Source organism: Thermogemmatispora argillosa (genome assembly GCF_059696725.1).
The window spans coordinates 196667-218552 of the sequence record NZ_AP019377.1 but is presented as its reverse complement, the minus strand read 5'-3'; the positions used below and the strand labels follow the sequence as shown (position 1 = coordinate 218552).

At 60.5% G+C, this 21886-nt stretch carries 21 protein-coding genes; 9 read left to right on the top strand and 12 right to left on the bottom strand.

What is annotated here, in order from left to right:
• Nucleotides 1-147: 147 nt before the first annotated feature.
• Both AC6H1L_RS00905 and AC6H1L_RS00900 read right to left on the bottom strand, forming a co-directional pair.
• A complete protein-coding gene (locus AC6H1L_RS00905; protein ID WP_497599671.1) occupies nt 148-1029 on the bottom strand; it encodes a PHP domain-containing protein in 882 nt (293 codons plus the stop codon).
• Nucleotides 1030-1143: 114 nt separating this feature from the next.
• Entirely contained in the window at nt 1144-2790 is a 1647-nt protein-coding gene (locus AC6H1L_RS00900; RefSeq protein WP_497599670.1) for an ArnT family glycosyltransferase, read from the bottom strand.
• A gap of 406 nt (nt 2791-3196) precedes the next feature.
• Here AC6H1L_RS00900 and AC6H1L_RS00895 point away from each other — a divergent pair, with 406 nt between their 5' ends.
• Nucleotides 3197-3796 carry an HD domain-containing protein gene (locus AC6H1L_RS00895; RefSeq protein ID WP_497599669.1) on the top strand — a complete coding sequence of 200 codons (600 nt, stop codon included), beginning with the start codon at nt 3197-3199 and terminating at the stop codon, nt 3794-3796.
• 402 nt (nt 3797-4198) lie between these two features.
• Complete coding sequence (locus AC6H1L_RS00890; RefSeq protein WP_497599668.1) at nt 4199-5485, top strand: Bcr/CflA family multidrug efflux MFS transporter; 1287 nt, start codon at nt 4199-4201, stop codon at nt 5483-5485.
• 253 nt (nt 5486-5738) lie between these two features.
• Here the strand turns inward: AC6H1L_RS00890 and AC6H1L_RS00885 are convergent, their stop codons facing one another.
• Both AC6H1L_RS00885 and AC6H1L_RS00880 read right to left on the bottom strand, forming a co-directional pair.
• Nucleotides 5739-6746 carry a cation diffusion facilitator family transporter gene (locus tag AC6H1L_RS00885; protein ID WP_497599667.1) on the bottom strand — a complete coding sequence of 336 codons (1008 nt, stop codon included), beginning with the start codon at nt 6744-6746 and terminating at the stop codon, nt 5739-5741.
• Nucleotides 6747-6778: 32 nt separating this feature from the next.
• The gene (locus AC6H1L_RS00880; protein ID WP_497599666.1) at nt 6779-7228 is read right to left on the bottom strand and encodes an ArsR/SmtB family transcription factor; all 450 of its coding nucleotides are present in this window, start codon (nt 7226-7228) and stop codon (nt 6779-6781) included.
• A gap of 268 nt (nt 7229-7496) precedes the next feature.
• Here AC6H1L_RS00880 and AC6H1L_RS00875 point away from each other — a divergent pair, with 268 nt between their 5' ends.
• Both AC6H1L_RS00875 and AC6H1L_RS00870 read left to right on the top strand, forming a co-directional pair.
• Nucleotides 7497-7883: an ACT domain-containing protein gene (locus AC6H1L_RS00875; RefSeq protein WP_497599665.1), complete on the top strand. Its 387-nt coding sequence runs from the start codon at nt 7497-7499 to the stop codon at nt 7881-7883.
• Between the two features lie 96 nt (nt 7884-7979).
• A complete protein-coding gene (locus AC6H1L_RS00870) occupies nt 7980-8390 on the top strand; it encodes a GlsB/YeaQ/YmgE family stress response membrane protein (RefSeq protein ID WP_497599664.1) in 411 nt (136 codons plus the stop codon).
• Between the two features lie 180 nt (nt 8391-8570).
• Here the strand turns inward: AC6H1L_RS00870 and AC6H1L_RS00865 are convergent, their stop codons facing one another.
• A complete protein-coding gene (locus tag AC6H1L_RS00865) occupies nt 8571-9008 on the bottom strand; it encodes a helix-turn-helix domain-containing protein (RefSeq protein WP_497599663.1) in 438 nt (145 codons plus the stop codon).
• A gap of 244 nt (nt 9009-9252) precedes the next feature.
• On the opposite strand from AC6H1L_RS00865, the gene AC6H1L_RS00860 reads away from it, so the two are divergent.
• Together AC6H1L_RS00860 and AC6H1L_RS00855 are read left to right on the top strand one after the other, a co-directional pair.
• A complete protein-coding gene (locus AC6H1L_RS00860; protein ID WP_497599662.1) occupies nt 9253-9558 on the top strand; it encodes a hypothetical protein in 306 nt (101 codons plus the stop codon).
• 94 nt (nt 9559-9652) lie between these two features.
• Nucleotides 9653-10279 (top strand): ATP-dependent Clp protease proteolytic subunit, encoded by a 627-nt coding sequence (locus AC6H1L_RS00855; protein ID WP_497599661.1) that lies wholly within the window; start codon nt 9653-9655, stop codon nt 10277-10279.
• On the opposite strand, the gene AC6H1L_RS00850 is transcribed toward AC6H1L_RS00855, so the two are convergent.
• Nucleotides 10276-11100 (bottom strand): hypothetical protein, encoded by an 825-nt coding sequence (locus AC6H1L_RS00850; protein ID WP_497599660.1) that lies wholly within the window; start codon nt 11098-11100, stop codon nt 10276-10278. The genes AC6H1L_RS00855 and AC6H1L_RS00850 overlap by 4 nt on opposite strands.
• Nucleotides 11101-11126: 26 nt before the next feature.
• Nucleotides 11127-12107, bottom strand: coding sequence for a GAF domain-containing protein (locus AC6H1L_RS00845; RefSeq protein ID WP_497599659.1), 981 nt, complete (start codon nt 12105-12107; stop codon nt 11127-11129).
• A gap of 475 nt (nt 12108-12582) precedes the next feature.
• On the opposite strand from AC6H1L_RS00845, the gene AC6H1L_RS00840 reads away from it, so the two are divergent.
• Nucleotides 12583-13428: a hypothetical protein gene (locus tag AC6H1L_RS00840; RefSeq protein WP_497599658.1), complete on the top strand. Its 846-nt coding sequence runs from the start codon at nt 12583-12585 to the stop codon at nt 13426-13428.
• A gap of 90 nt (nt 13429-13518) precedes the next feature.
• On the opposite strand, the gene AC6H1L_RS00835 is transcribed toward AC6H1L_RS00840, so the two are convergent.
• Nucleotides 13519-13968 (bottom strand): hypothetical protein, encoded by a 450-nt coding sequence (locus AC6H1L_RS00835; protein ID WP_497599657.1) that lies wholly within the window; start codon nt 13966-13968, stop codon nt 13519-13521.
• Between the two features lie 594 nt (nt 13969-14562).
• Between AC6H1L_RS00835 and AC6H1L_RS00830 the strand changes: the two genes are divergently transcribed.
• Nucleotides 14563-14958 carry an ArsR/SmtB family transcription factor gene (locus AC6H1L_RS00830; RefSeq protein WP_497599656.1) on the top strand — a complete coding sequence of 132 codons (396 nt, stop codon included), beginning with the start codon at nt 14563-14565 and terminating at the stop codon, nt 14956-14958.
• 308 nt (nt 14959-15266) lie between these two features.
• On the opposite strand, the gene AC6H1L_RS00825 is transcribed toward AC6H1L_RS00830, so the two are convergent.
• The 4 genes from AC6H1L_RS00825 to AC6H1L_RS00810 form a co-directional block, all read right to left on the bottom strand.
• The gene (locus AC6H1L_RS00825) at nt 15267-16493 is read right to left on the bottom strand and encodes a glycoside hydrolase family 53 protein (RefSeq protein ID WP_497599655.1); all 1227 of its coding nucleotides are present in this window, start codon (nt 16491-16493) and stop codon (nt 15267-15269) included.
• A 160-nt stretch (nt 16494-16653) separates the two neighbouring features.
• Entirely contained in the window at nt 16654-17580 is a 927-nt protein-coding gene (locus AC6H1L_RS00820) for a carbohydrate ABC transporter permease (RefSeq protein WP_497599654.1), read from the bottom strand.
• Nucleotides 17580-18551 carry a carbohydrate ABC transporter permease gene (locus tag AC6H1L_RS00815; protein ID WP_497599653.1) on the bottom strand — a complete coding sequence of 324 codons (972 nt, stop codon included), beginning with the start codon at nt 18549-18551 and terminating at the stop codon, nt 17580-17582. Before AC6H1L_RS00815 ends, AC6H1L_RS00820 begins: the two co-directional genes overlap by 1 nt.
• A 213-nt stretch (nt 18552-18764) precedes the next feature.
• Nucleotides 18765-20087: an ABC transporter substrate-binding protein gene (locus AC6H1L_RS00810; RefSeq protein WP_497599652.1), complete on the bottom strand. Its 1323-nt coding sequence runs from the start codon at nt 20085-20087 to the stop codon at nt 18765-18767.
• 592 nt (nt 20088-20679) lie between these two features.
• On the opposite strand from AC6H1L_RS00810, the gene AC6H1L_RS00805 reads away from it, so the two are divergent.
• The gene (locus AC6H1L_RS00805; RefSeq protein WP_497599651.1) at nt 20680-21819 is read left to right on the top strand and encodes a LacI family DNA-binding transcriptional regulator; all 1140 of its coding nucleotides are present in this window, start codon (nt 20680-20682) and stop codon (nt 21817-21819) included.
• Nucleotides 21820-21886 lie beyond the last annotated feature (67 nt).

The window sequence follows — 21886 nt, the reverse complement described above, 5'->3', positions numbered from 1 at the left end:
TATCATCTTATCACCTGTTCATCGCCGTTCCCGGTATCGCCTTGCCGGGCACCTGCCTTAAGGAGCCTTGCCCTCCTCATAAGGCTGCTGGGGGTGACGTGGACCTGTCAGGTGAGCAAAAGGACAGTCTCCTCTCTCCCTTTACCTTTAGCTGCCAGCGGCTGTCGTCTCTGACTCGACCACGATCCCTAGCCGCTCCAGTAGCGCCCGGCAGCGCCACGCCGGGTAACCGACAGGCAGGCGACCGGGGGGACCATGCGAATCCGAGCCAGCGCTCATGACCAGTCCATGACGCCGGGCATAGGCTTCATAGATAGCCTCTAGCTCTGGCTCGTGGGTGGGATAGTAGACCTCTAATCCATCGAAGGCGACCTCAGCTCGTACCCGATCCAGTAGCTCGGGGCTGTAGAACGTGAATTCTGCTGGCTCACGCAGGCCGCGACCCGGGTGGGCGATCAGGGCCAGGCCTCCACTACGGTGGAGCGCGTCGACTGCCGCGGCCAGATCCGCTTTGATCTCCCGATAGCCGGCGTCGCGAATCACGGCGAGGGCTTCCCTCCAGTTGGAGACATAGCCATGCTGCACCAGGAGGAACCCGCAGTCACCAGCGACTCGCAGCCGATTCCCCTGTGCTGCAAGGAGCCTCTCCCGCTCAGGAAAGGAGTAGCCGCGACGGAGCAGCTCGGCATAGACTTCCTCCGCATTAGCTCGCTGCCCCTCACGTACTTGCTCCACTAGCCGCCGCAGATCCGGCTGCTCAGGATCAAAGCCATAGCCAAGCACATCGGCCATCTGACCTTGCCAGGCAGCGCTGATCTCGACGCCGTTGAGAACGGTGACCCCCTGCTCCTTCGCCAGATGCTGCAAGTGGGCGATCGTATCCACCCGGTCGTGATCCGTGACAGCAATCAGTGTAAAGCCCCGCTCGCGGACATGAGCTAAAAGATCTGCCGCAGTCCAGCGCCCATCGCTCCAGGTCGTGTGCAAATGGAGATCGATCGAGGCCTCCTCAGAAAGGCGTCGCTGCAATTGATACCTCCTTCTCCTGATCTGACCAACAGAGCGGACCCCTCTCCTGTTTGTCCACAGCACAGGCGCTGCTCTGAAAGCCGCTTGAGTCTCCTGCCCTGCCAGCCAGGGTTGTTATACCACTGGTTGCACAATAAAGTAGTCTCCGTAGAGCGTCAGGCGATAGCGCCGGTTCTGCTGGGACATCAACGCGTGTAGGGCGGACTCGTACTCGCCACGTGGCAGCACGTAAGCGGCATGGCGATCGGCGTGGGTCGCCCAGTAATAGGGCCAGTAGCGAATATAGCCCGGCTGTAGCTGCTGATTGACAACCCCGCAGGTCATGCGCTCCTGGCTGAGAAAAGCCACCTTATAGCAGGTCCAATAATCGCTATAGAAGTGGGTCACCCCCAACTCCTCCAGCCGTTGTACAAAAGCCATATCTTGCTGATAGTACATCTGAGCCGTGGAAGTTTCACTAAAAGCCTGGGCTGTCCCAATACCATAGAAGAGCAGCAGCAACAGGAGCAGAGCGAGACAGAGGGCGCGACCGGGCTGGCGTAGCCTGGGAAGAAAGGACCACGTGGCCCGTGCACCCTGCCAGAGGGGCCAGAGAACCGCGGGGAGCGCAATCCAAAAAATGATCAGGTAGCGCCCATGAAGAGAGGGCCACTTGAGTGGCGCAAGACTGTGAATGAAGAGCACCAGGGTAATGGCCGCAGCCATCAACAGCAGCAGGCGGGCGCTGGCCCGCACCAGGTCAGCCTGCCTGTTGGCCTTGCCCTCCAGCCAGGAATGCCGTCCGAGGTGCCACAGATCCCAACTGGCCAGTCCCAGGGCCACGAGAAAGAGCAGCAAAAAGCCAGTCCCCCAGCCGAGATGGATCAACCGACAAGCCAGCGTAGGGGCACTGGTGGGGTCCCGCAGGACCGGCACTTCGCTGACTGGACAGAAAGGATTGCCGCTAATCGTGGGCAGAGAGAGCTGGATAGTGGCCTTGATCTGCTGCCAGACCAGGGCTGGCGTATAGTGCAGCGGTACCGGCCCTTGCTGCTGGGCGATCACAGCGCTGAGCGTATCAAGACCTGGTGGAGCGTGCAAATTGTAGGCCAGCAGCGGCCACATTCCCAGGGCCAGGCCGCCCAGCATGCAGACAACGGGTAAAAGGAGCACTAACTCACGCCAGCAGAAAATAACGATCAACAGAAAAGAGAGGGACATCAGAGGTAAGATAAGCATATCGCTCCAGAGGCCCAGACCCACCACGATGCCCCAGGCCAAATAGACCCCACAGCGGAGCAAGAAACGGCGCCGGGAGAGCCCAGGATCAGCGGAGAGCGCTAACCAGGTAGCAATCAGGAAAGCCAGTGTCCCGCAGAGCAGGATCTCCAGATAGCCCCCATAGGAGCGCAGCTGATAGGTGAGCATATAAGGCGAGCCAAGGCTCAGCAACGTCAGCGTCAGCAAGCCCAGCCCTGCTGTATACAGTGTTCGGGTCAAGAAATAGAGAGCCACCAGAAAGAGAGCAAAGAGCATTACCAGGCCAAGTCGTAGAGCAAGAAGCGATGATCCGAACAAATGAAAGAAGACGGCACCCAGATAAGCCTGAAGCGGTCCCATATAGAACGAGCCATACATAAACGTTGGGCGCTCACCCTGATAGGCAATATGGCGCGCCATCAGGCCAAAGATCCCCTCATCGCTATCGGTCCACGGCCAGTGCTGCTTGAGCAGCATCAGGCGCAAGCTGACCCCAACCAGGATCAGGCCGAGCGCGGCCAAGTTCCATCTCTCTACGAGAACCGATCTACGCAATTTCTCGCCAATAGTCACCATAGTTATGCACTTCGATAGAAGATATAATGGTAAAGAACCGATTTTGCCGTTGATGGTAGCATGGATAAAATGGGGTGTCAACCGACCAGAGACGGGGAGGCTATTCGCGGCGCGGCATAGTCAGAAAAGGAGCTACAGCAAAGAGAAGCGGCTGAAAGCTTCTGATCTGGCGACGATCACAATCAGCAAACGTCTGGCGGCCTTCCGGTGGAGGCCCGGCCATCGCTGCCAGGCTCAGGGGGCAAACCACGGCACCAGCCCTCGAGCGAGCTTGACAGAGGTAGTTAAGCTTAGAAATAGTGAGCAGTGCTTCCTTGCTTGTGTTGATCTCGATAAGGAAAGGGCGAGACCATTGAAGGAGAGCTTACTGGCGTGCGCTCGCTCCTGGGTCAAGGAGCATGCCGGTTCCCAGGTTCCCCATCTGCTAAGGGCAGAAGAATGGCTGCGGCAGATCAATCCGGCTGCCTCGGAGGCCATGCTGCTGGCAGCGCTGACCCACGACATGGAGAGAGCCTTTCCCGGGCCCGATAGCCCAAAGCAAGATCCCTCACGTGGGCCGGATGATCCCCTCTATCTCCAGGCGCACTCTGAACGCTCGGCGCGCATCGTGGGCGGCTTTTTGCGCGAGCAACAGGCACCAGCCGACCTGATAGAAGCGGTAACGGCCCTGATCCGCGTGCACGAGGTAGGAGGATGGCCCGAAGCCGATTGGGTTCAGGCGGCGGACAGCCTCAGCTTCCTGGAGGTCAACGTCCGGCCCTTTCTTAGCATGATGAGCAATAGCCGGGCTGGCTGGACACCTGAAGCTGTTCGCGCTAAGTTTTCCTGGATGTACACCCGGATACGGCTGCCGGAAGCCCGCCGCTGGGCCGAACCTCTCTATCAGCGGGCGCTAGAGCAACTGCAACGCCAAGAGGCGCGTCTGAAGCAGGCCGAGAAGCCCGGATCTTGAGCACTGCGAAGAGAGGCGTAATCCAGGCGACAGGCATCGTCAGCGCTTGCCGGGCCTGGACCTGATCCCCTCCCTCACGCCGGCAGGCTGGGAGGAAGAGCCTGCTGCTACTCCTTCCTGGCCTCGCTCTTGACCCTGTCTTTTCGGGAAAGCGGGGAGCGCAAGCGACTCTCACAAGTTCCCTCTCTTCAGGCTGGACTATGCAACGGCGGTCAGAAGCGCTCTCTCTGGCGAGCAAGAGCGCGTGAAGTACCTACCCGGCTCCTATCTTAGCCAGGGATCAGGGCCGCAACTGTCGCCCGCAATCTTCATCGGTCCCTCTTGCAGGGGAGGCACCCTCGACAGCACGCTCAGGATTGATTTATAAACATATATATCCATATTTTAGTGAGCATGAGAAGCATGAGCCGATCATCAGTTGAAGATACAGAGCCCAGCACGCAGCGGACAGAGCCAGCCAGAGGATGGCGCTATATCCTGCTCATCGTCATTCTAGGATCGCTCTCGGCCTTTGGTCCGCTCTCCATAGACATGTATCTGCCCGCGCTGCCCCTCCTCAGCCAGGACCTGGGGGCCAGCGCCTCGGAGGCCCAGCTCACCTTGAGCGCCTGTCTGGTTGGGCTAGCCCTTGGTCAGATACTGGCGGGTCCACTGAGCGACAGCTTTGGGAGGCGGCGGCCCCTACTGATTGGGCTACTGGCCTACATACTCGCCTCGCTCTGCTGTGCCGTAGCGCCATCGATCACGCTCCTGATTGGCTTGAGGCTGATCCAGGGCATGGCTGGCGCTGCGGGCATCGTCATCGCCCGCGCTACCGTGAGAGACAAATACAGCGGCATCCTCATGGCCCGCTTCTTCTCCATGCTCATGCTGGTCAGCGGCATCGCCCCCATCGCGGCCCCACTCATTGGGGGCCTCTTGCTTCGCCTCACGACCTGGCGCGGTATCTTTCTCTTTCTCACCCTGCTCGTAGTCCTGATCTGGCTGGCGGCCCTCCTGGGCCTACCTGAGAGCCTGCCGCCGGAGCGACGGCAAAGCGGCAAGCTGGAAACGACCCTTGGCACTTTTCGGCGCCTGCTCACAGACAGATCCTTCCTGGGCTACGCGCTCTCCTGCGGCCTCTCGGCGGCGGCCATGTTTGCCTACATCTCCGGCTCTCCCTTCGTCACCCAGGATATCTATGGCCTCTCGCCCCAGGCCTTCAGCCTGGTCTTTGGGACCAACGCCCTGGGCATTGCTATCATGGGCCAGATCAATGGGCGCCTCGTTGGGCGCATAGCGCCGCGTAAACTACTGGCCGGCGCCTTAACCGCCGTGGCAGTGGGCAGTGGAGGTCTCTTTCTGGCCGTAATCAGCGGCGTCGGCTTGATCGGCATCCTGCCCGCACTCTTCGTCGTCGTCGCCAGCCAGGGCATGGTTTTCCCCAATGCCGCCACCTTAGCCCTGACCGACCACCCCCGCGAAGCTGGCAGCGCCGCGGCCCTCGTAGGCTTACTCCAGTTTGTCCTTGGAGCAATTGCCTCGCCGCTGGTCGGCATCGCTGGCTCTCAGACGGCTCTACCAATGGCGAGCGTAATCGGCGTGCTCGGCTTCTCGGCCCTCCTCACCTTCTGGCTCCTCGGACGGAGGCAGCCACTAAACGCCGCCTCTTCTCTTGCTCCAGAAATCGAGCGCCTGGAGGGCCGCTGACCTGCCGTAGGCGCTCTCAATCTCGCCCGGGTCCCGCCATGACAGGACGGTGGAGAGTTGGAGAAGCGTGCCCGGGCCAGATAGACTGGCAAAAGTGGCATAAAAGAAGGGCGGGATCAAGTAGGCAGGCAGATGCTCTACCCACTTCCTGGCTCGGGCTTCCTCTCTCTCGGCCCTGAGCATCCCTTGCCTGCTCTGATCTCGCCTTCGCTCTTCTTCAAACGTCTTCAGTTCCTGCCTCGGCTGCGGGAGCCTATGCCTGACGCGCGCGTCGTGAGGGATCGAGACAGCAATAGAGGCTCTGGCCGTGGCAGCAGCTCTGGCGATCCTTCTCCGACTCGAACTGGATCGTAGCGTGATCGATATGGTACTTCTCCGTCAGCATCTGGGTCAGCGCCTGCCGGATCGAAGCGCTGCGGGACGGCGTGCCATCCTCAATGGTAGCATGGCAGGCCAGCGCAGGCATTCCGCTGGCGATCGTCCACACGTGCAGATCATGCACCTCGCGGACCCCCTCAACCTGCAGCATATCGTGCGCCAGTTGGGCAACTGAAAGGCCCCGCGGGGCCGCCTCTAGCAGAATATCGGTCGCCTCCTGAACGACCCGCCAGGCGCCAAAGGCCAGCAGCAGGGCAATGCCTACCGACAGCAGCGGATCAACTGCGCTCCAACCGGTCAAGAGCAGCACCAGGCCACCGGCGATCACTGCCAGCGAGGCCCCTACATCGCCGAGTACGTGCAATAAAGCTGCGCGCGTATTCAGATTATGCTGACTCTGGCGCTGCAGCACCACGCTGATAAAGAGATTGATGGCGATGGCGATCAGCGGCGTTACGAACATCGCCAGCGGCTGAACCTCAGCCGGGTGGCGCAGGCGCCCAATGGCTTCGATCAGAATAGCCACCGCGATGGCGATCAAGGTCACCGCATTAATCAGGGCCGCCAGGATACCAACGCGATGATAGCCAAAGGTACGACGCGCATTGGCAGGACGCTCCGCCTGCACTGCGGCAAACCAGGCCAGGCCAAGCGCAAAGAGATCCGTCACCACGTGACCGGCCTCTGAGAAGAGCGCCAGCGAGTTAGCCAGCAAGCCACCAACAAGCTGACTGAGCAGAATCAGCGTTGTCAACAGAAAGGCCAGACGGAGGCTCCGCCGCGGCAGATCATGAGCGTGGGCATGAGCGTGATGGCCCTGGTGAGAGTGATGCTCTTGGTCGCCCTGCCCACTTGCGCTGTGTGCAGGCATCTTTTCTTTCATGGCAGACTCTTCACAATGACCAGCATACATAGTTATGCGGATACCTCCACCCCATGTGAGACAGCGGCTGGCCCGCCCGCCGGCTCGCTCGCATGAGCCAGGCCCAGCTCAAGCAATTGACGCACATGGTCATCAATCAAGCGATAGTACACCACCCGCCCAGCTTTGCGCAACCCAACGATCCCATGAGTGCGCAGCACCCGAAGCTGATGAGAGATGGTCGTGTCATCGCGGCCAAGGCCGGCGGCCAGGTCGCAGACGCAAAGCTCACCGGCCGGCGCATGCAGCAGCGCAAAGAGCACCTGTAGACGCGTCGGATCGTTTAGAACGGCAAAGAGCGCTGCCGTGCGCATGGCACTCTCGAACGGCAGCAGGCTTTGACGCACGGCCTCCACCTGCTCTGGATGAATAGCCCGCACCTGACAGAGATCCGCCTCCTCAGCGCGCCTGTTGGCTGCGCACGCTCGTGGACGGGCGGTCATCGCGGCTCGCTCCTTTCGTATTCGAAAACCTGTACAGCTATGCAGCTTTCTTCTCTTACTACTATAACATCGATACCGCTTGCTTGCAATCCAAGAAGAGAGGCGCGGGAACCTGCACAGGACTGAAGGGCTATGGCTATGCTATGGTAAAGAATGGCTGCTTTGGAATTGCTCGCTTAAGCCGCTGGCTGACGAACCAGGCCAGCCGGGTGGGGCGGGCGATGGTAAAGCGCTATGAAAACGAGCGAGAGAGGAGGCAGTCCTCAGCATGCAGTTACTGATAGCCGCCCGCAGGCTGGCTATTTGCCAGCTTGCCCCTGATGATCCCTTACCGGCCTGGCTCTCGGCTGCTGAGCGCACAGCGTCATCTTTGCTAGCGTTAATCTGGACCCCTGATGAGCTGTCTGTCGTCTGTCCTCAAGAGTGGGTGCCCGAGGGGGTGCGCTGTGCCCCGGATTGGGCTGCGCTCAAGGTCGTGGGTCCTCTCGATTTCGCTTTAACGGGGATACTCGCCGCGCTGCTCAATCCTCTGGCCGCCGCCGCCATTCCGGTCTTTGCTCTGTCAACCTACGATACAGACTATCTGTTGGTTCGCGAGCCGCAGCTCGATGCCGCTCGGGCCGTCCTGCTGGCTCAGGGTCATGAATTCTTATAGTCTACTATCATGCCGTCATCAGGGGGGGGAGAAGGCGCCGCGGCGGCCCCTCTCGCTGACCAGGGCGGGGCCTGAAACTAACAGAGCGGTAAGCGCGTGATTCTCCCAGATGCTGTAGAAGCGAGCATCCAGGGAAAGCCGGACGAGGCCGGCTTCGGCAAGGAGGTGACTATCATCATGACCATCAGCCTGGAGCAGCTCATCATCTGGGTCATCATCGCGGCCATCGTAGGAGTGGTTGGGGAATTCATCGCGCGCCGTCATGCCCCTGGCGGCATTATCGGCGCTATTCTCCTGGGACTCCTGGCCATCTTTCTGGTCGATGGCGTCCTGCACTGGCATATTAGCGGCGAACCTTACCTGAACGGCGTTCCGCTCGTCACATCGGTGCTGGCAGCCGCAGTTCTAGTTTTTATCTGGAGCGCCTTCGCCTACCGCCGTCTCTCGCCCTACTACTATCGCCGCGGTAGCTATGTTCAGCGACCACGGCGCTGGTGGCGCGGCTAATGCGGTTCAGGGAGCAGGCGGCTCGCGAAGGCTACTGCTAGGCTGCCCCTGCCCCGGGCCTTGTCAATGAAGACCAACAGTCAAAAGCAGGCAAAGCAAGAAGAATGGAGGAGGGTGCTCGTGTTCTGTGCTTAGGCGAGCTAGCCCCCCTCTCTTTTCTACTCTATATTCAGGCTGAGGCTAGCGGCGCAGGCGCGAACGCTGCCAAGAAGCCTCTCCCAACTGTCCCGCCAGCAACAGCGAACTGAAACCTGCTACCGTCAGCACCTGCTGAGCTGCCAGCGGCTCGCCCTGTCCCGGCCTCTGCTCTCGACGGCCTGCAGCGCTGTGAACAGGGGCAGGCGTCCCGAAGCCGGTCTGGGAATGTCCGCTGTGAGCGGCCTCCGAGACCCCACGTAGCTCGGCAGCCACCAATTCCAGCAGCTCGGCCACCTCCAGATCAAGCGCCGCCGCCACGCTCTCCAGCACGCGCGCCGAAGGATATTTCTGCCCACGCTCAATTTCTCCAACGTAGATCTCCGAGAGGCCAGCGCGCTCACCCAGCTCGCGCATCGTGAGCCGCCGTTGCTGACGCTCTCGACGAATCACTTTCCCCAGCGTCTCCTGAAGATCGGCCATCCCCACGCTCCTTTCTGCTCTCCCCTTTGCTGGTTTCCGGGGAGTCTCTCTCATCTCTGCCACCTACGACAGCTATGCTCATAGCATAGCTGCCCGTCAGGCTATGCTAACAGCATCGCTTTTTGCTATCACTATATCCCCCCGCCTTGCTATATTCAAGGTGTTCCCTCCTTCCCATCTGTGGGGAGCAGAGGGACCCCGCCAAGATCAGAGCACACTGGAAACCGCAGAAAGGAGTGTGTCCATGCTGCCCCGTTCCTCATGCCAGTTCCTGTCATACACACAAGAGCATATCCTGTCAACACTGCATATTCCGATCGTCTATGAAGAGCAGCAGCCAGATCCCCCGCGCTGGGAGTATCGCCTCATCAGCCTGCAGCCACCCAAAGAGCCGCTGCTCTCCGAAGAGCGCCTGGCCAGGCTCGGGCAAGAGGGCTGGCTGCTACAGGCGATCATCGACGAACGCGCCAGCGGCAGCGGCTCCCAGGTGCACTACTACTTTGTACGCCGTCTGCTGAGTCCGGGGCGGGAGCTGATGGAAGGAGAATAGCCTGCGGCACCGCTGAATACAAAGGTTTGTGAACAGAAATGTGCAGAGGGCAGAATTCAGGCGAACATCAAAGGAAGAAGGAAGGAAGGTTACCATGAGTGCTACTCTCTACGTCCCCACCGTCATCGAGGCCACCGGACGCGGCGAGCGAGCCTATGATCTCTACTCGCGTCTGCTCAAAGAGCGCATTATTCTCATCAACGGCCCCATTGAGGAGCAAATGGCAGGACTGGTCATTGCCCAGCTCCTCTTTCTGGCTGCTGAGAGCAGCGAGCGAGAGATCAATCTCTACATCAGCTCACCGGGCGGCGTCATCACTGCCGGCCTGGGCATCTACGATACCATGCGCATGCTGCCCTGTCCCATCGCCACCACCTGTGTCGGCTATGCCGCCAGCTTTGGCACCATCCTGCTGATGGCCGGTGATCGCGGTCGGCGCCGGGCCTTGCCGCACGCCCGCATCCACCTGCACCAGCCGTGGACCGCCAGCGGCGTTAGCGGCCAGGCCAGCGATATTGAGATTCACGCCCGCGAAATGTTGCATACTCGCGATATGCTCAATGAGATCATCCAACTGCACACCGGTCAGCCGCTGGAGCGCATCAAACGCGACACCGATCGCGACTTTTTCTTGAGCGCCGCTGAAGCTGTCGAATACGGCATCATCGACGAAGTGCTGGAGCCACCGACCAAAGACTTCAAAACCTCGCCACTCCCTTAGAGTGGCTCGATGCGTACATAGTCGAGATCCAGCCACTGGCGCCCCGTCGCGATCGTGCCAAAGCGCAAGGTGCCGCGCGGCGTTGCAAGCGCGTACTGGTTGTCCACCCAGGCCACGAAGCCCAGTGGATGCGTCGGGGGTGCGGGAGCGGTAAAGAGGAGGCTGCCGTCGACAAAGAAGCGGGCCTGTGACGGTAGCCACTCAAGCGCATAGCTGTGCCAGGCTGTCAGCTCAACCTCCTCTAACAGACGCTCCTGAGCGCCTGTCAGACGCTGCAACCAGCGTGCCGCCGGACGCAGCTCGCCGCTAAGACGCCCCCACAGGGCTGCCAGGGCTGTGGGCAGGGCCGCGGCCAGAAAGCCCGGGCGTAGCGCATGCACCACCTGCGCTTTCCAGCCCCAGCCCGGCACGCCCGGCACCAGGGCCATGTTCGAGGGCGGCGAGGCATAAAAGAACCAAACCGCCTCGGGAAGCATGAGCACATCGCCACGTAGCGAAAACGGGTAATTCCAGAAGCCGAAACCAGCAGTCCCACGGAGCAGGCCGGGCGTTTCCACTGTGCTGGCCAGCGTCGCCGCCGCGTGGGAGAGGCAGGCCCGCACTTCCATGCGCAGCGGAGGGCGCCAGGGGAAGGCGCGCCGTGGCAGCTCCCCGTAGTCATCGATCTGCGCGTCGCTGTACTCCCCCTCGCGACTGGCTTCCAGCTCTAGCCGCAGACGCGATTGCTCCACGCTCAGGCGCCCACCCCCGAGACAGGTGCGCCGCCAGCGAGGATCAAGCTCACCGCTTTCCCGGCCTCTCGCCACAAAATCGTCGAACATAGATGATCTTCTATGCTTTGATCTCTTCAATTGAGCCGTAGGGACAGTTCGAGCAGCTCATCTTCCAGCTCTTGCCAGACCAGTTGTTCCGCCTGCAGATTATTGAGCGAGCGGCCCGAGCGGGTCGCCTCCATCATGACTTCCGAGACGCGGCGACGGAACTTCATAAAATACTTGCGCTGGATGCTTTGATCTGGCATGACCCGCAATTCGATGTCTTTAGGATCATAGAACTCCTGGGGGTCAAAAGCCAGAGCCAGCAAATCGGCATAATGCTGGATGAGGGTCAGGCGAGCCTGGGAGAGGAAATAGTAAGGCTGAGTGCTCGAAACCAGGAAGCAGCCGGCGACGCGCCCGGCGTAGAGAATCGGGTGAGCAGCGGCGCTGCGCTCGTGGGGATCGCGATGGGCAGGGATCAGCGAATGCTCCTCATCGATGTTCTGGATCGCATTCGGACGACACGAGCTGACCACGTAGCCCGAGAGCGACTCAGCACTTAAGAACATGGCCTTGTGCTCCAGCTCGCCTCCCCAAGGTGGCGTACCCAGCCCGAGCCACTCGCGTAAACTGCGGATCTTTCCCTCCTTGGGAGGCATGCAGCGCACTACACGCACGGCCATGCCCAAATGATCGGGATCGAGCTGTCCCAGCGCCTGCTGAAGAATCAAATTGCTCAGCGACCAGTAACGCATCGCCTCGGTCGTCGTCGCGCGGGCGCGGAAGATGCGCGCATAGAAAGCGGCAGGAATCTCAAGGGACGAGTCATCGGAAGGCGCCGCCACGAAATCCTCGAACTCGGCCTGAATCAGCTCCTGCAGCTGCTCGCGGTATTGAGGTAGCGCCTTAAGCAACAAGCGAAGGTTCTGAGGCCGGGGGTCGGAAGCACCGGAGGCCCAGCGATTCAAGGTAGTGGAGGTTACTCCCAATTCCTCGGCCAGGCGCTGTCTCTCGTGGCTATCAGCGATGATGGTTCCTAGCAGTTCGCGCCAGGTGCGTGGTTCATCCATAGCATGTTGCCTTGCTGCTGAATTGGCTCTTGCTCCGATCTTCCGTCATGATAACAGCTTAACGCCCGACCGTCAACTCTTCTGCCGCCTGAGCCTGTGCTCCGCGCCTGGTTCCTGTCGACCTGTCTCCGCTCGTCAGACAGCGAGCAGGGGCGCTCAGCTCGGCCCTACAAGACGCGCGAGCCTGCTCCTCCTGTCCCGCTTGCTCTCCCCCTGGAGATGGCAGTACAATAGAGGCACAGTGTCTAGAGATGTCTCTTCTTGAATCGTTGTATCTCTGAGCAGCCCTTGTAAGTGAATGACTCACGCTCCATCTGATCGCTCGCTCAAAGGAAGGTAGGGCCAGGTGAAACGAGCGATCAGACAGGGCGGGCAGGTAGAAGGCGGAAACCAGTCGGGCGCCCTGTCTGTCAGTCATTCAACCGGTCAGTAAGCCAGTTAGTGAGCCAGTCCATGCTCTGAGGGGAGGCGAGCCATGTACGCACGGCGAGCAACCAGCGATGAGGCGACAGAGATGCTGGTCGAGCAGAAGCTGAACGCCTTCGCACGCTTGCGCCCCGAGTTTGAAACCTCGTTCCTCTTTGTTCAGCAGGTACAGGGTCAGGAGCGCTTTGCGCGCTTCCCCGTCGAAATGACGGTGCGCTATTTCCATGCCCTCTGGATCTGCGAGTGCAAAGACCGTCTGTTGAGTGTCCCCAGGACCATCGAGCGTTACGAAGGTGAGCGCTGTCTCCGGCTCCTGCGCGCCTGGCAGGAGGAAGGCGAGACCGCTGAGGTGGTCGCTTTCTTGCAGCGGCGGCTAGATGCCATGCCCTTTGCCGATCTTACTCGCCAGATCCAGGTGATGGGCCGCCAGGCTCACGGAGAGCAGGAGGTATTGCTGCGCCGGCTGCGGCATGGCCGCGCCGTGCTGCTCAATCGGGTGATGAATCTGTTGCAGGCACTGGATGCGATCTTTGCCCTGGACGAGGAGGCCTTACAGGAGCAGGTGCGTGAGGCTTGCCGCCGCTATGGTCATGAGCCGGAGCAGATCGAGGCTCAATTGGCTGAGCTACGCTCGCCGCTCTATGCTTATGTCCCTCATCGCCTGCTGGCCCGCGAAAATATTCTGCTGATGAATCGCCTCGGGGCCAGCACCTGTGCTGATCAGGAGCGACGTCGCTGGGGGGAGGCTCGGCCTGCGGAGGAGGGGGGGCCGCGGGCCTTGGCCCTGATCGATGGATACCAGGACCTGACTTCGACGCGCAATCCTTTGCGCATGAGCCGGACTCTGAGCCAGCTCGTCGGCAGTGGCCTACTGCTGCCCACGGGAGCCGGCTGAAAGCGCAGGCGTTCAGCCTTGCTCCTGTTGCGCTCCAGGCCGGCGGAGAGGCCGAACGAAAGGGTAGAGCCTTGCCGCTGTGAGCTTCGCTTAGCGCCGCTGCCGGTCTCGGCCTCTCTCGCTGGTCTCTACTTCATCCAGCGGCTGAAAGATCAGGCCATCCGTCAACTCCTCTTCGCTGGCGCTGATCCGTTCGCTGCTTGTCCCTGCGGGCCTCGACCCGGCTATGGCGCTGAGAACGTGCCCAATCAGGGAGAGGAGCAGGCTGTAAAAGATGGTCGTGGCGATGGTGCCGAAGAGAAAGGCCACCGGCCCCACAAGGTCCAGCCAGCTTACGCCGCCCATTCGCACGTAGGAAAAGCCTTGCGGGATAGAGATGCCGTCGCTGAGAGAGTAGCCTGACTGCAAGATATAGTGGTAGGTATTCCAAAGCAGGTAAATCTCAGCCGCGGCGGTGACCAGCCCAAGAACGAGAATGAGTCTGGCGGCTAGCTGGCAGAGCCGCGCCATTTTTCCTTGAGCGAGGTGATCTTTCCACATGCGTTGTGCGCTTCCCTTCCAGGAGGAGGTAGGAGCTGCTCTCTGGCCCTGTTCGCCGGGCGCTGGCACGTCGCTCGCTCGCCTCGCCTCGTGCTGCAACGAGGCGGCGGCCAGCTCAGGGCTCCTGTGCGGGGCGGGTCAGCTCTGACCGCACTGCAGAGGCCTACTTCCTCCGATGCTGGAGAATAAGGCTGCCTCTCTAAAAAAAGAGATATGTCTCATCAGTCACAGATCTGCTGGTTGCGTCGCCTGTCCGGTCGGCGTAGTTATAGTATAGTACATGTTCCATGAGGCCGTTTTCCCTCTTCGCCTTTCTCTCCCCCTCTGACTCTCCTCTGATTGATTGACCAGGCCCGGCTTCCCGATCGCTCGGCAGGTCCGCATCCATGCTCGACCTGTCTCCTGGCCCCGTCCGATCCGCCTCCGTCGGTTCCCTTGACGGGCCTGCTGCCTGATGCTATCATCCCTCTATCAGCCCATACATATACGTAATAAATAATAGTCACAAAGTGGGTAATCAGGTAAGAACTGAGGCAGGGCAAGGATATGAGGAGCAGAGAAGGCGGGAACAGTGCAGGGGGCGCAGCACCGATCATGACAACGGCTGACCTGGGGGGGCAGCCTCGCCGCGCAGCGGAGGAGCTGCCGGGGCAAGGAGTGGCGCTGACGGCTGAGGTCGCTGAGCTATATGCGCGCTTCTTTAAGGTGCTCAGCGATCCGACCCGGCTGCGACTGCTGGCGCTGTTGCTGGAGGCTCCAGCTCAGGGGCGCACGGTGAGTGAGCTGGTAGCGGCCCTGGGGGCACCGCAGGGGCGTGTCTCAACGCACCTCGGCTGTCTGCGCTGGTGTGGGCTGGTGCAAGCAATACGCGAGGGAAAATATGTCTATTATCGTCTCTGTGATGAGCGTATTCGCCTGCTCCTAACCACGGCGGGGGCCCTTCTTCAGGAGCACGCGGCTAACATTGCTTCCTGCGGCGTTATTCGCTAGCGGCCAGCCCTCACGAGCAGGACGCCTGGATATGAGGAAGAGACGAAGCGGCCCAGGAGTAGCCGCCAGCCGAGACGGCGGCAACAGGCGGGAGAGAAGAGCAAGCGTGGAAGAAAGGCGAGCGGCTTTCTTCGCCTGGCAATAAGGCACAAGAAGAGAGGCAAGGAGGCAAGCGGCCCAATCCTTGAACCGGTTGCCGGTAGACTGGGCCGCTTGTGTGGGCGCGTCACATTGCGACTGTGTCGGTAGCGGTTGGGCTTGAGCACTCGGTCGTAAAGAGGGGAAGGGATGTTCTCTGCCTGGCCGAGCTACTCATAGCAACGGATCGAAGGCAAGGCCCGCCCCTGCCGATCGAAGAGGGTCAGATTGTCCCAGGCGTCGCCGGCCCCCGGCTCCCAGCCCACGCCAGGTATCCAGGCCGATTCCCAATAGACCAGCCCGCGCCCGCGACCCTGCGGCACCTGGTCCACAATGGCCCGCACGGCCCGAATATAAGCGAGCTGGCCTGCGGGTGTGGGCGGATAGCCCGGCAGGAGCGTTGTCTGCGCATTAACAATATTCGGCTCGCTGTCGCCGTCGGTCAAGGTCCAGGGATAGGCCGTCTCCACAACCACCAGGTCCTTGCCATAGCGTGGCGCCAGATCGTTGAGGTTGGCCTGCAGCGCTGAAAGTGGCCCATGCCACCAAGGATAATATGACAGCCCAATGACATCGAAATCCACCCCCTGGGCCAACACATGGTCGAAAAAGTAGCGACTACCGGCGTTATCGCCGCCTCGATCGATATGGACCATCACCTCAATAGCGCGGCTGGTATCGCGCACAGCGGCGATAGCGGCCTTCAGCAAGGTCGCGAACTGGGGCCATCGCTCTGTCCCATTCACATAGATCTGGCCCTGGGGCCAAAGCATCCCCGCCGTCACCTCGTTGCCCGTCTGCACTATCTCCGGCAGCGTGCCCTGACGGGCCAACGCTCCCAGCACCGAGCGCGTATAATCATAAACCGTCTGCGCCAGCGTCGTCAGGTCCTGGCCCTGCCAGCTCTGGGGCGTCGTCTGATGGCTCGGATCGGCCCAGAAATCGGAGTAATGGAAATCAAGCAAGAAATGCAGGCCGGCGGCCTTAATGCGGCGCGCCATCGTCAAAATGTGCGGCAGATCGTTGTACGGAATCGGCGGCTGGACCCACAGCCGTTCTCGGATAAAGGTGGCGCCGTGGCGGGCCACGATCTGCTCAGCGGGCAAGACGCGACCCTGATCAGAGAAACGTTTGCCGATATCCTCCAACTGTTGCAGTGTCGACAGATCGTGACCCAGGACGCGCGGCCGGCTGCCACTGGTCTGCCTGGGGGTGGGCAGCGGTGCGGCCAGGGCCGCTGGTAAGCCCTGGCTGAGACCCAGGCCACTGCCAAGAGCTGTAGCCGCTGCCAGTTGGCCAAGAAAGCGCCGCCGACTCAGGCTCAGTCTGGGCACAGGCCGCGCGCGCAGCTCAGCTCGCCCTTCTTCAGAGAGAGGCGTTTGCTTCTCAGGGTGCATAACTGCCTACCTTCCTTGATGACATACGATCACGATCAGGCGGTGAAGATGCATCCTGCGCTGCCGTTGCAGAAGGTCTCTCACGCGCGCAACAGACCGGCAGCCTTCACCGCCAGCCTCAATCAGAGCGGATCGACAGCGCCTGGCCGGCCGAGAACCCCTAAGAGCGCAGGCTCCCAAAGGTCAGGCCTCCTTGCCAGTAGCGCTGCAAAAAGAGGAAGCCGATAATTAGCGGAATCACCGAAATCAGCGAGCCGGTAATCACCAGCGTGTAGAGAATGCGCGACCCGCTGAAAGCCTGAGACAGCTGATTCCAGTTGGCCAGACCAACGGTCAGCGGGTAGTAGGCTGGGTTATTAGTCACCACCAGGGGCAGGAAAAAGTTATTCCACGTGCCCACAAAACTCAGCAGCAGGACCGTCACGAAGCCGGGAGCCAGCAGCCGCAAAGCAATGCTCCAAAAAATGCGCCACTCGCTGGCGCCGTCGACGCGCGCCGCATCCAACAAATCATCGGGAAGCGCCTGCTCGGCATAGACGCGCATGAGATAGACCCCGAAGGGGGTCACCAGCGAGGGCAGGATAATCGCCAGCGGCGTATTGACCAGGCCGACCTTGCTCAGCAGCAAATAGGTGGGAATCGCCAGCGCCGTATTGGGAACCATGATCGTGCCCAGAATAATGGCAAAGACCAGTTCGCGCCCCGGAAAAGAGAGCTTGGCGAAGGCATAGCCGGCCAGCGTAGCGATCAGCGAAGCCCCCAAGGCACTGACCACAGCGTAGTAAGCCGAGTTCGTCAGCCAGGTCAGAAAGATCCCATTATCGTAGGTAAAGACGTCGTGCAAGTTCTCCAGCAGATGAAAGTCTGGGGCGAACCACAACCCGAAGGTTGAGAACAGCTCATCGTTTGTCTTGGTCGCCGAGACCACCAACCAGAAAAGCGGAATCACAAAGTAGATCAGCATCAGTACCAGGAAAAGCAGCACCAGACCGCGCAGCGTCCAGCCCTGGCGGCGCGCTCCCGCGCGTGTCGCCGGCTGCTCCCTGGTGGCCAGGCGGCCAGCCGGAAGCGATCCAATGTGAGCCATCAGCGTTGCCCCCTACGGTAGGTCACCAGCATAAAGATGTAGGAAAAGACGAAGACCACCGCGCCGAGCACGAACGAGACGGCGGCGGCGTAGTTATACTGCTGGTTCGTAAAAGCCAGGTTGTAAGCGTACAGGTTCGGCGTATAGTGGTCCTGAATCAGATTAGGCACAATGGCCGCCATGATCTGTGGCTCGTTAAAGAGCTGAAGCGTGCCAATGATCGAGAAGACCACCGTGAGCACAATGGCCGGGGCAATCAGCGGAATCTTGATGCGGCGCGCGATCTGCCAGCCGCTGGCGCCGTCGACGCGCGCGGCATCGTACAATTCCGGCGGGATCGCCTGCAGAGCTGCGTAGAGGATCACCATGTTATAGCCAGTCCACTGCCAGGTCAGAATGTTAGCGATCGATGGCAAGAGACCGGCGGCAGTCAGGAAAGGCGGCGGTGGCCAGTGCAGCAGCTCCGCCAGTTGAGCAAAAGGACCGATATGGGAGCTATAGAGATAGCCCCATAGCAAAGCGCCGATCACACTGGGGATCGCATAGGGCAGAAAATAGCCCAGGCGAAAGATCGTCTTCAGGCGCACAATCTGGCTATCGAGCAAAAGCGCCAACAGGAGAGCAAGCCCCAGCATCAGCGGCACCTGGGTGAACAGGAGCAGAAGGACATTGCGCACTCCCTCCCAGAAATTGCTGTCGTGCACCACCTCCTGATAATTCACCAGGCCCACAAAGGTAGTGCCGCCGATCAGGCGCTCCACAAAGAAGCTGGTCCACAGTGCATAGAGCAAAGGCACCAGCAAAAAGAATGAGAAGAGCAGCAAGAACGGAAGCAGGAACAGATAAGGCGTAATCACGCGTCGGCGCCAACGTCGCCAGAGCCGCAGGGCACCGTGGGCGCGGCTGGCGGGGACCAGCTCCTGCATCTCGATTACCTGCTGCGTCGCTTCAAACTGACTCTGCTTTGCCATATCTTGTGACAGTATCATGATATGTATACAGCTAACCTTTCACACGGGCGAGGAGAGCAGAGCACAGAGGGGAAACCGGCCTGCGTGCAGGACTGAACTGGTAAGCCGCGCCGAGAGGGGCCGCAGCGCGCCTTTGGCCTGTCATGAGCCGGTGTAAAGCCCGGCCGGCCCCATCCCGACGCCGGCTCGCGGCGAAGCCTCGATCTGGCCTGCTCACGCGATGACCGTGAAGCCCTGCGAGCGAGCGTAAGCCACGACCGCATTCTGCGTGTTATGCATAGCCTGCTCAAAGGAGATCTTACCGCTCACCGCTGCCGCTAACTGATTCTGCAGTTGCGAGAACACATAATCCTGGAAGGGACTCCACTGGAAGGAAGTATTCACCTGCTGAGCGGACTCCACAAAGATGCGGTTCACCTGCTGACCGCCATAGAAGGTATTGGCCGTATCGAAGCTGGGGTCCTCAAGAGCACTCTTCTGAGCGGGGAAGAGATAGAGCTTCTGCGTCAAAATCTTCACCGACTCAGGATTCGTGTTCAGCCACTTCACAAACTCGGCGGCCTCTGCTGGATGCTGACACTGCGTCGTCACAGCGTCGGTCGAGCCACCCCAGTTAGCCGAAGCATGCTCACCGGGATTCCACTGCGGCAGCGGAGCCACGCGCCAGAGACCGGCGGACTTCGGCGCGAAGCCTTCCAGGTCCGAGGGAGCCCAGGCCGCCGTGATCCAGGTCGCCAGCGTCCCGTTTTGCAGAGCGGCATACCAGTCGTTGTTCCAGTCGGCGGCAGTGCTCACGGCGCCGCTCTTGACCAGGTTGCCCCAGTAGTTGGCTACCTTGAGCGCAGCGGCGTCGTCCAGATGGATTTTAATCGTGGTCCCGTTGACCTCGAAAGGCTGAGAACCGGCCTGCCAGAGCAGCGAAAAGAACCAGGGGCCATCACTAGGGGAGAAGTCGGTGATGTAGATTTTGGGATTGGCCTTATGGAGCTGAATAGCCTCCTGCGCGTACTGGTCCCAGGTCGTAGGAACCGGTAGGTTATACTTCTTGAAAATGTCCTCACGGTAGAGCAGGCCCATCGGGCCGGTGTCCTGGGGGATGGCGTAGACTTTCCCGCCGCTTGAGACCTGGGCCCAGGTCCAGGGTACGAACTGATCCTTCACATCGTTGGCCCCGTACTGCGAGAGATCGACCAGCTTGCCGCTGAGAATGTATTGGGGGAGATAGGCGTACTCAATCTGAACGATGTCGGGAGCGCCCGAGCCAGCCTTGAGAGCCGTCGTTAGCTTGGTGTATTCCGTACCGCCCGATCCGACGTTCTGCCATTTGATCTTGATGTTGGGATGGCTCTTCTCAAAGAGGTCAATCGCTTGCTGGAGATTGGGCACCCATGACCAAAACGTGAGAGTGACTGGCCCGGAACTGGCGGGCGTACCACCACAGGCCACCAGATAGCTGCTGATGCTGAGCGCCAGGAGCAGCAGCAGGCCGGCCTTGGCCATCCCCCTGGCACGGCAAAATAGGAGACCGCGGTTCATCTTCTCGTTTCCTCCTTGACTGCACTGTAGGAGCTGACGCCTGCTGAAGACACCGCAGACGCGATCAACCGAGTGACCGATTGACCGGACCGAGCGACATTGGTTCGTTCATGCGCCCTCTCGGCACTGGCACTGGCCCTCTCTCTTCCTTACCTCCCCCTTCCGCTGTGATCCGTCCATCCGCCTGTCCCATCTGCCTGTCCGTCCATGCCGTGCGTCCCTTCACGGCTCATGCTGTTCTTGCAGCTCGCGACGCGAGCGCGAAGACGGGGCGCCGGCTTCCTGCCAGGCCGACCGACCTGCTTGACCGCTCCCTCCCTCACCTGACTGGCCTGACGCTGGGCTGCTTGCTCATTAACCACTCGATCAGTCAGCCAACGCCTGGGGTGCCTGGCTCTGCCTCCCCAATTCGGGGTGCCAGCGCTGACGACCTCTGGCCGCTCTTCTCTTCAGCCCGGAGGGGAAGGTGGAACGGTCCACACGCGAAAAGTATAGAAGATGGACCGGTCCATGTCAAGGGTGAAAGGCGTCTACTTGACATGGACCGGTCCATCTTCTATACTCTAAGCGAAGAGAAGAGGACAGACATTCGATGAAAGAATCGCGCTTTCAGCAGCAGCCTGCCCAGCCTGCGGCGGTCAGGAAGGGGCACATGGTCACGATTTATGATATTGCCAAAGCGGCGGGGGTTGCCAAGAGCACTGTCGCCAATGTCCTGAGCGGTAAAGGCAAAGTCAGCGAAGCCACGCGCGAGCGTGTACTTTACTATGCTCGGGAGCTTGGCTATCGGCCCAACTTGCTCGCGCGCAACCTCTCACAGCACCGAACCTTTACCATTGCCCTGATTCTGCCCACGATTGCCAACCCCTTCTATCCCGAGATCATGGAAGCCATCGAAAGCATTCTCCGTCAGCGGGACTATCAGACCCTCTTCTGCAACACGCACGGCGATTTTGCACTCGGACGGCAGCAGATGGAGCGACTGATGAGCCGCTGGGTCGATGGCTACATTATCATGGGGTCGAGCATGGACATAGCCGACATTACCCACTATTTCCACCAGGGAGTGCCTATTGTACTCTGTGACTGGCAAGAGAACGAGTCACCGGTAGGCATTCCCCAGGTGACAGTTGACTTTTACCGGGCAGGGCAACTGGCTGCAGAACATCTGCTAGCCCTGGGACATCGGCGTATTGCGGTCATTGTAGACGAGCCGCAACAGCATCTACGCTTAGAGGGCTTTCGCACAACGCTACAACAGGCGGGCCTGGAGCTACCGCCGGCGCGTATTGCCCTGGGTGACTCCTCACTAGAGAGCGGCTATGCAGCCGCTCGCCAACTTCTCAGCCCTGATCAGGAGCTGGCATTGCCCACAGCGATCTTTGCGACCAACGACTGGATGGCTCTCGGGGCGATGGAGCTTGTCCTTGATCGCGGGCTGCGTGTGCCCGAGGATATCTCGATTATCGGTCTTGACGACATTGTCGTCTCTGCCCATTTGCGCCCGCCCCTGACGACCATCGCCATTCCAAAAACGCGCCTGGCACAGGAGGCAACGGAGCTGCTGCTGACTCAGATAGAAACGGGAGGCGAGGGGCAGCGGCCTGAATCGTCGGCGGCTCGCGAGGGCGCTGATGGTGCAGCCCAGCACGAAGAAGAGACGGCCCCGCTGCGTCTGGTCCCACCTTATCTGGTAGTGCGCCAGTCCACCGCGGCCCCTGCTTCTTCCTAGTCGGCAAGCTTTCTAGCTGCGCCTGGTCTGTCGGGCTGCTGGGGCCGGGTGCCTGCCTGTACGCCTG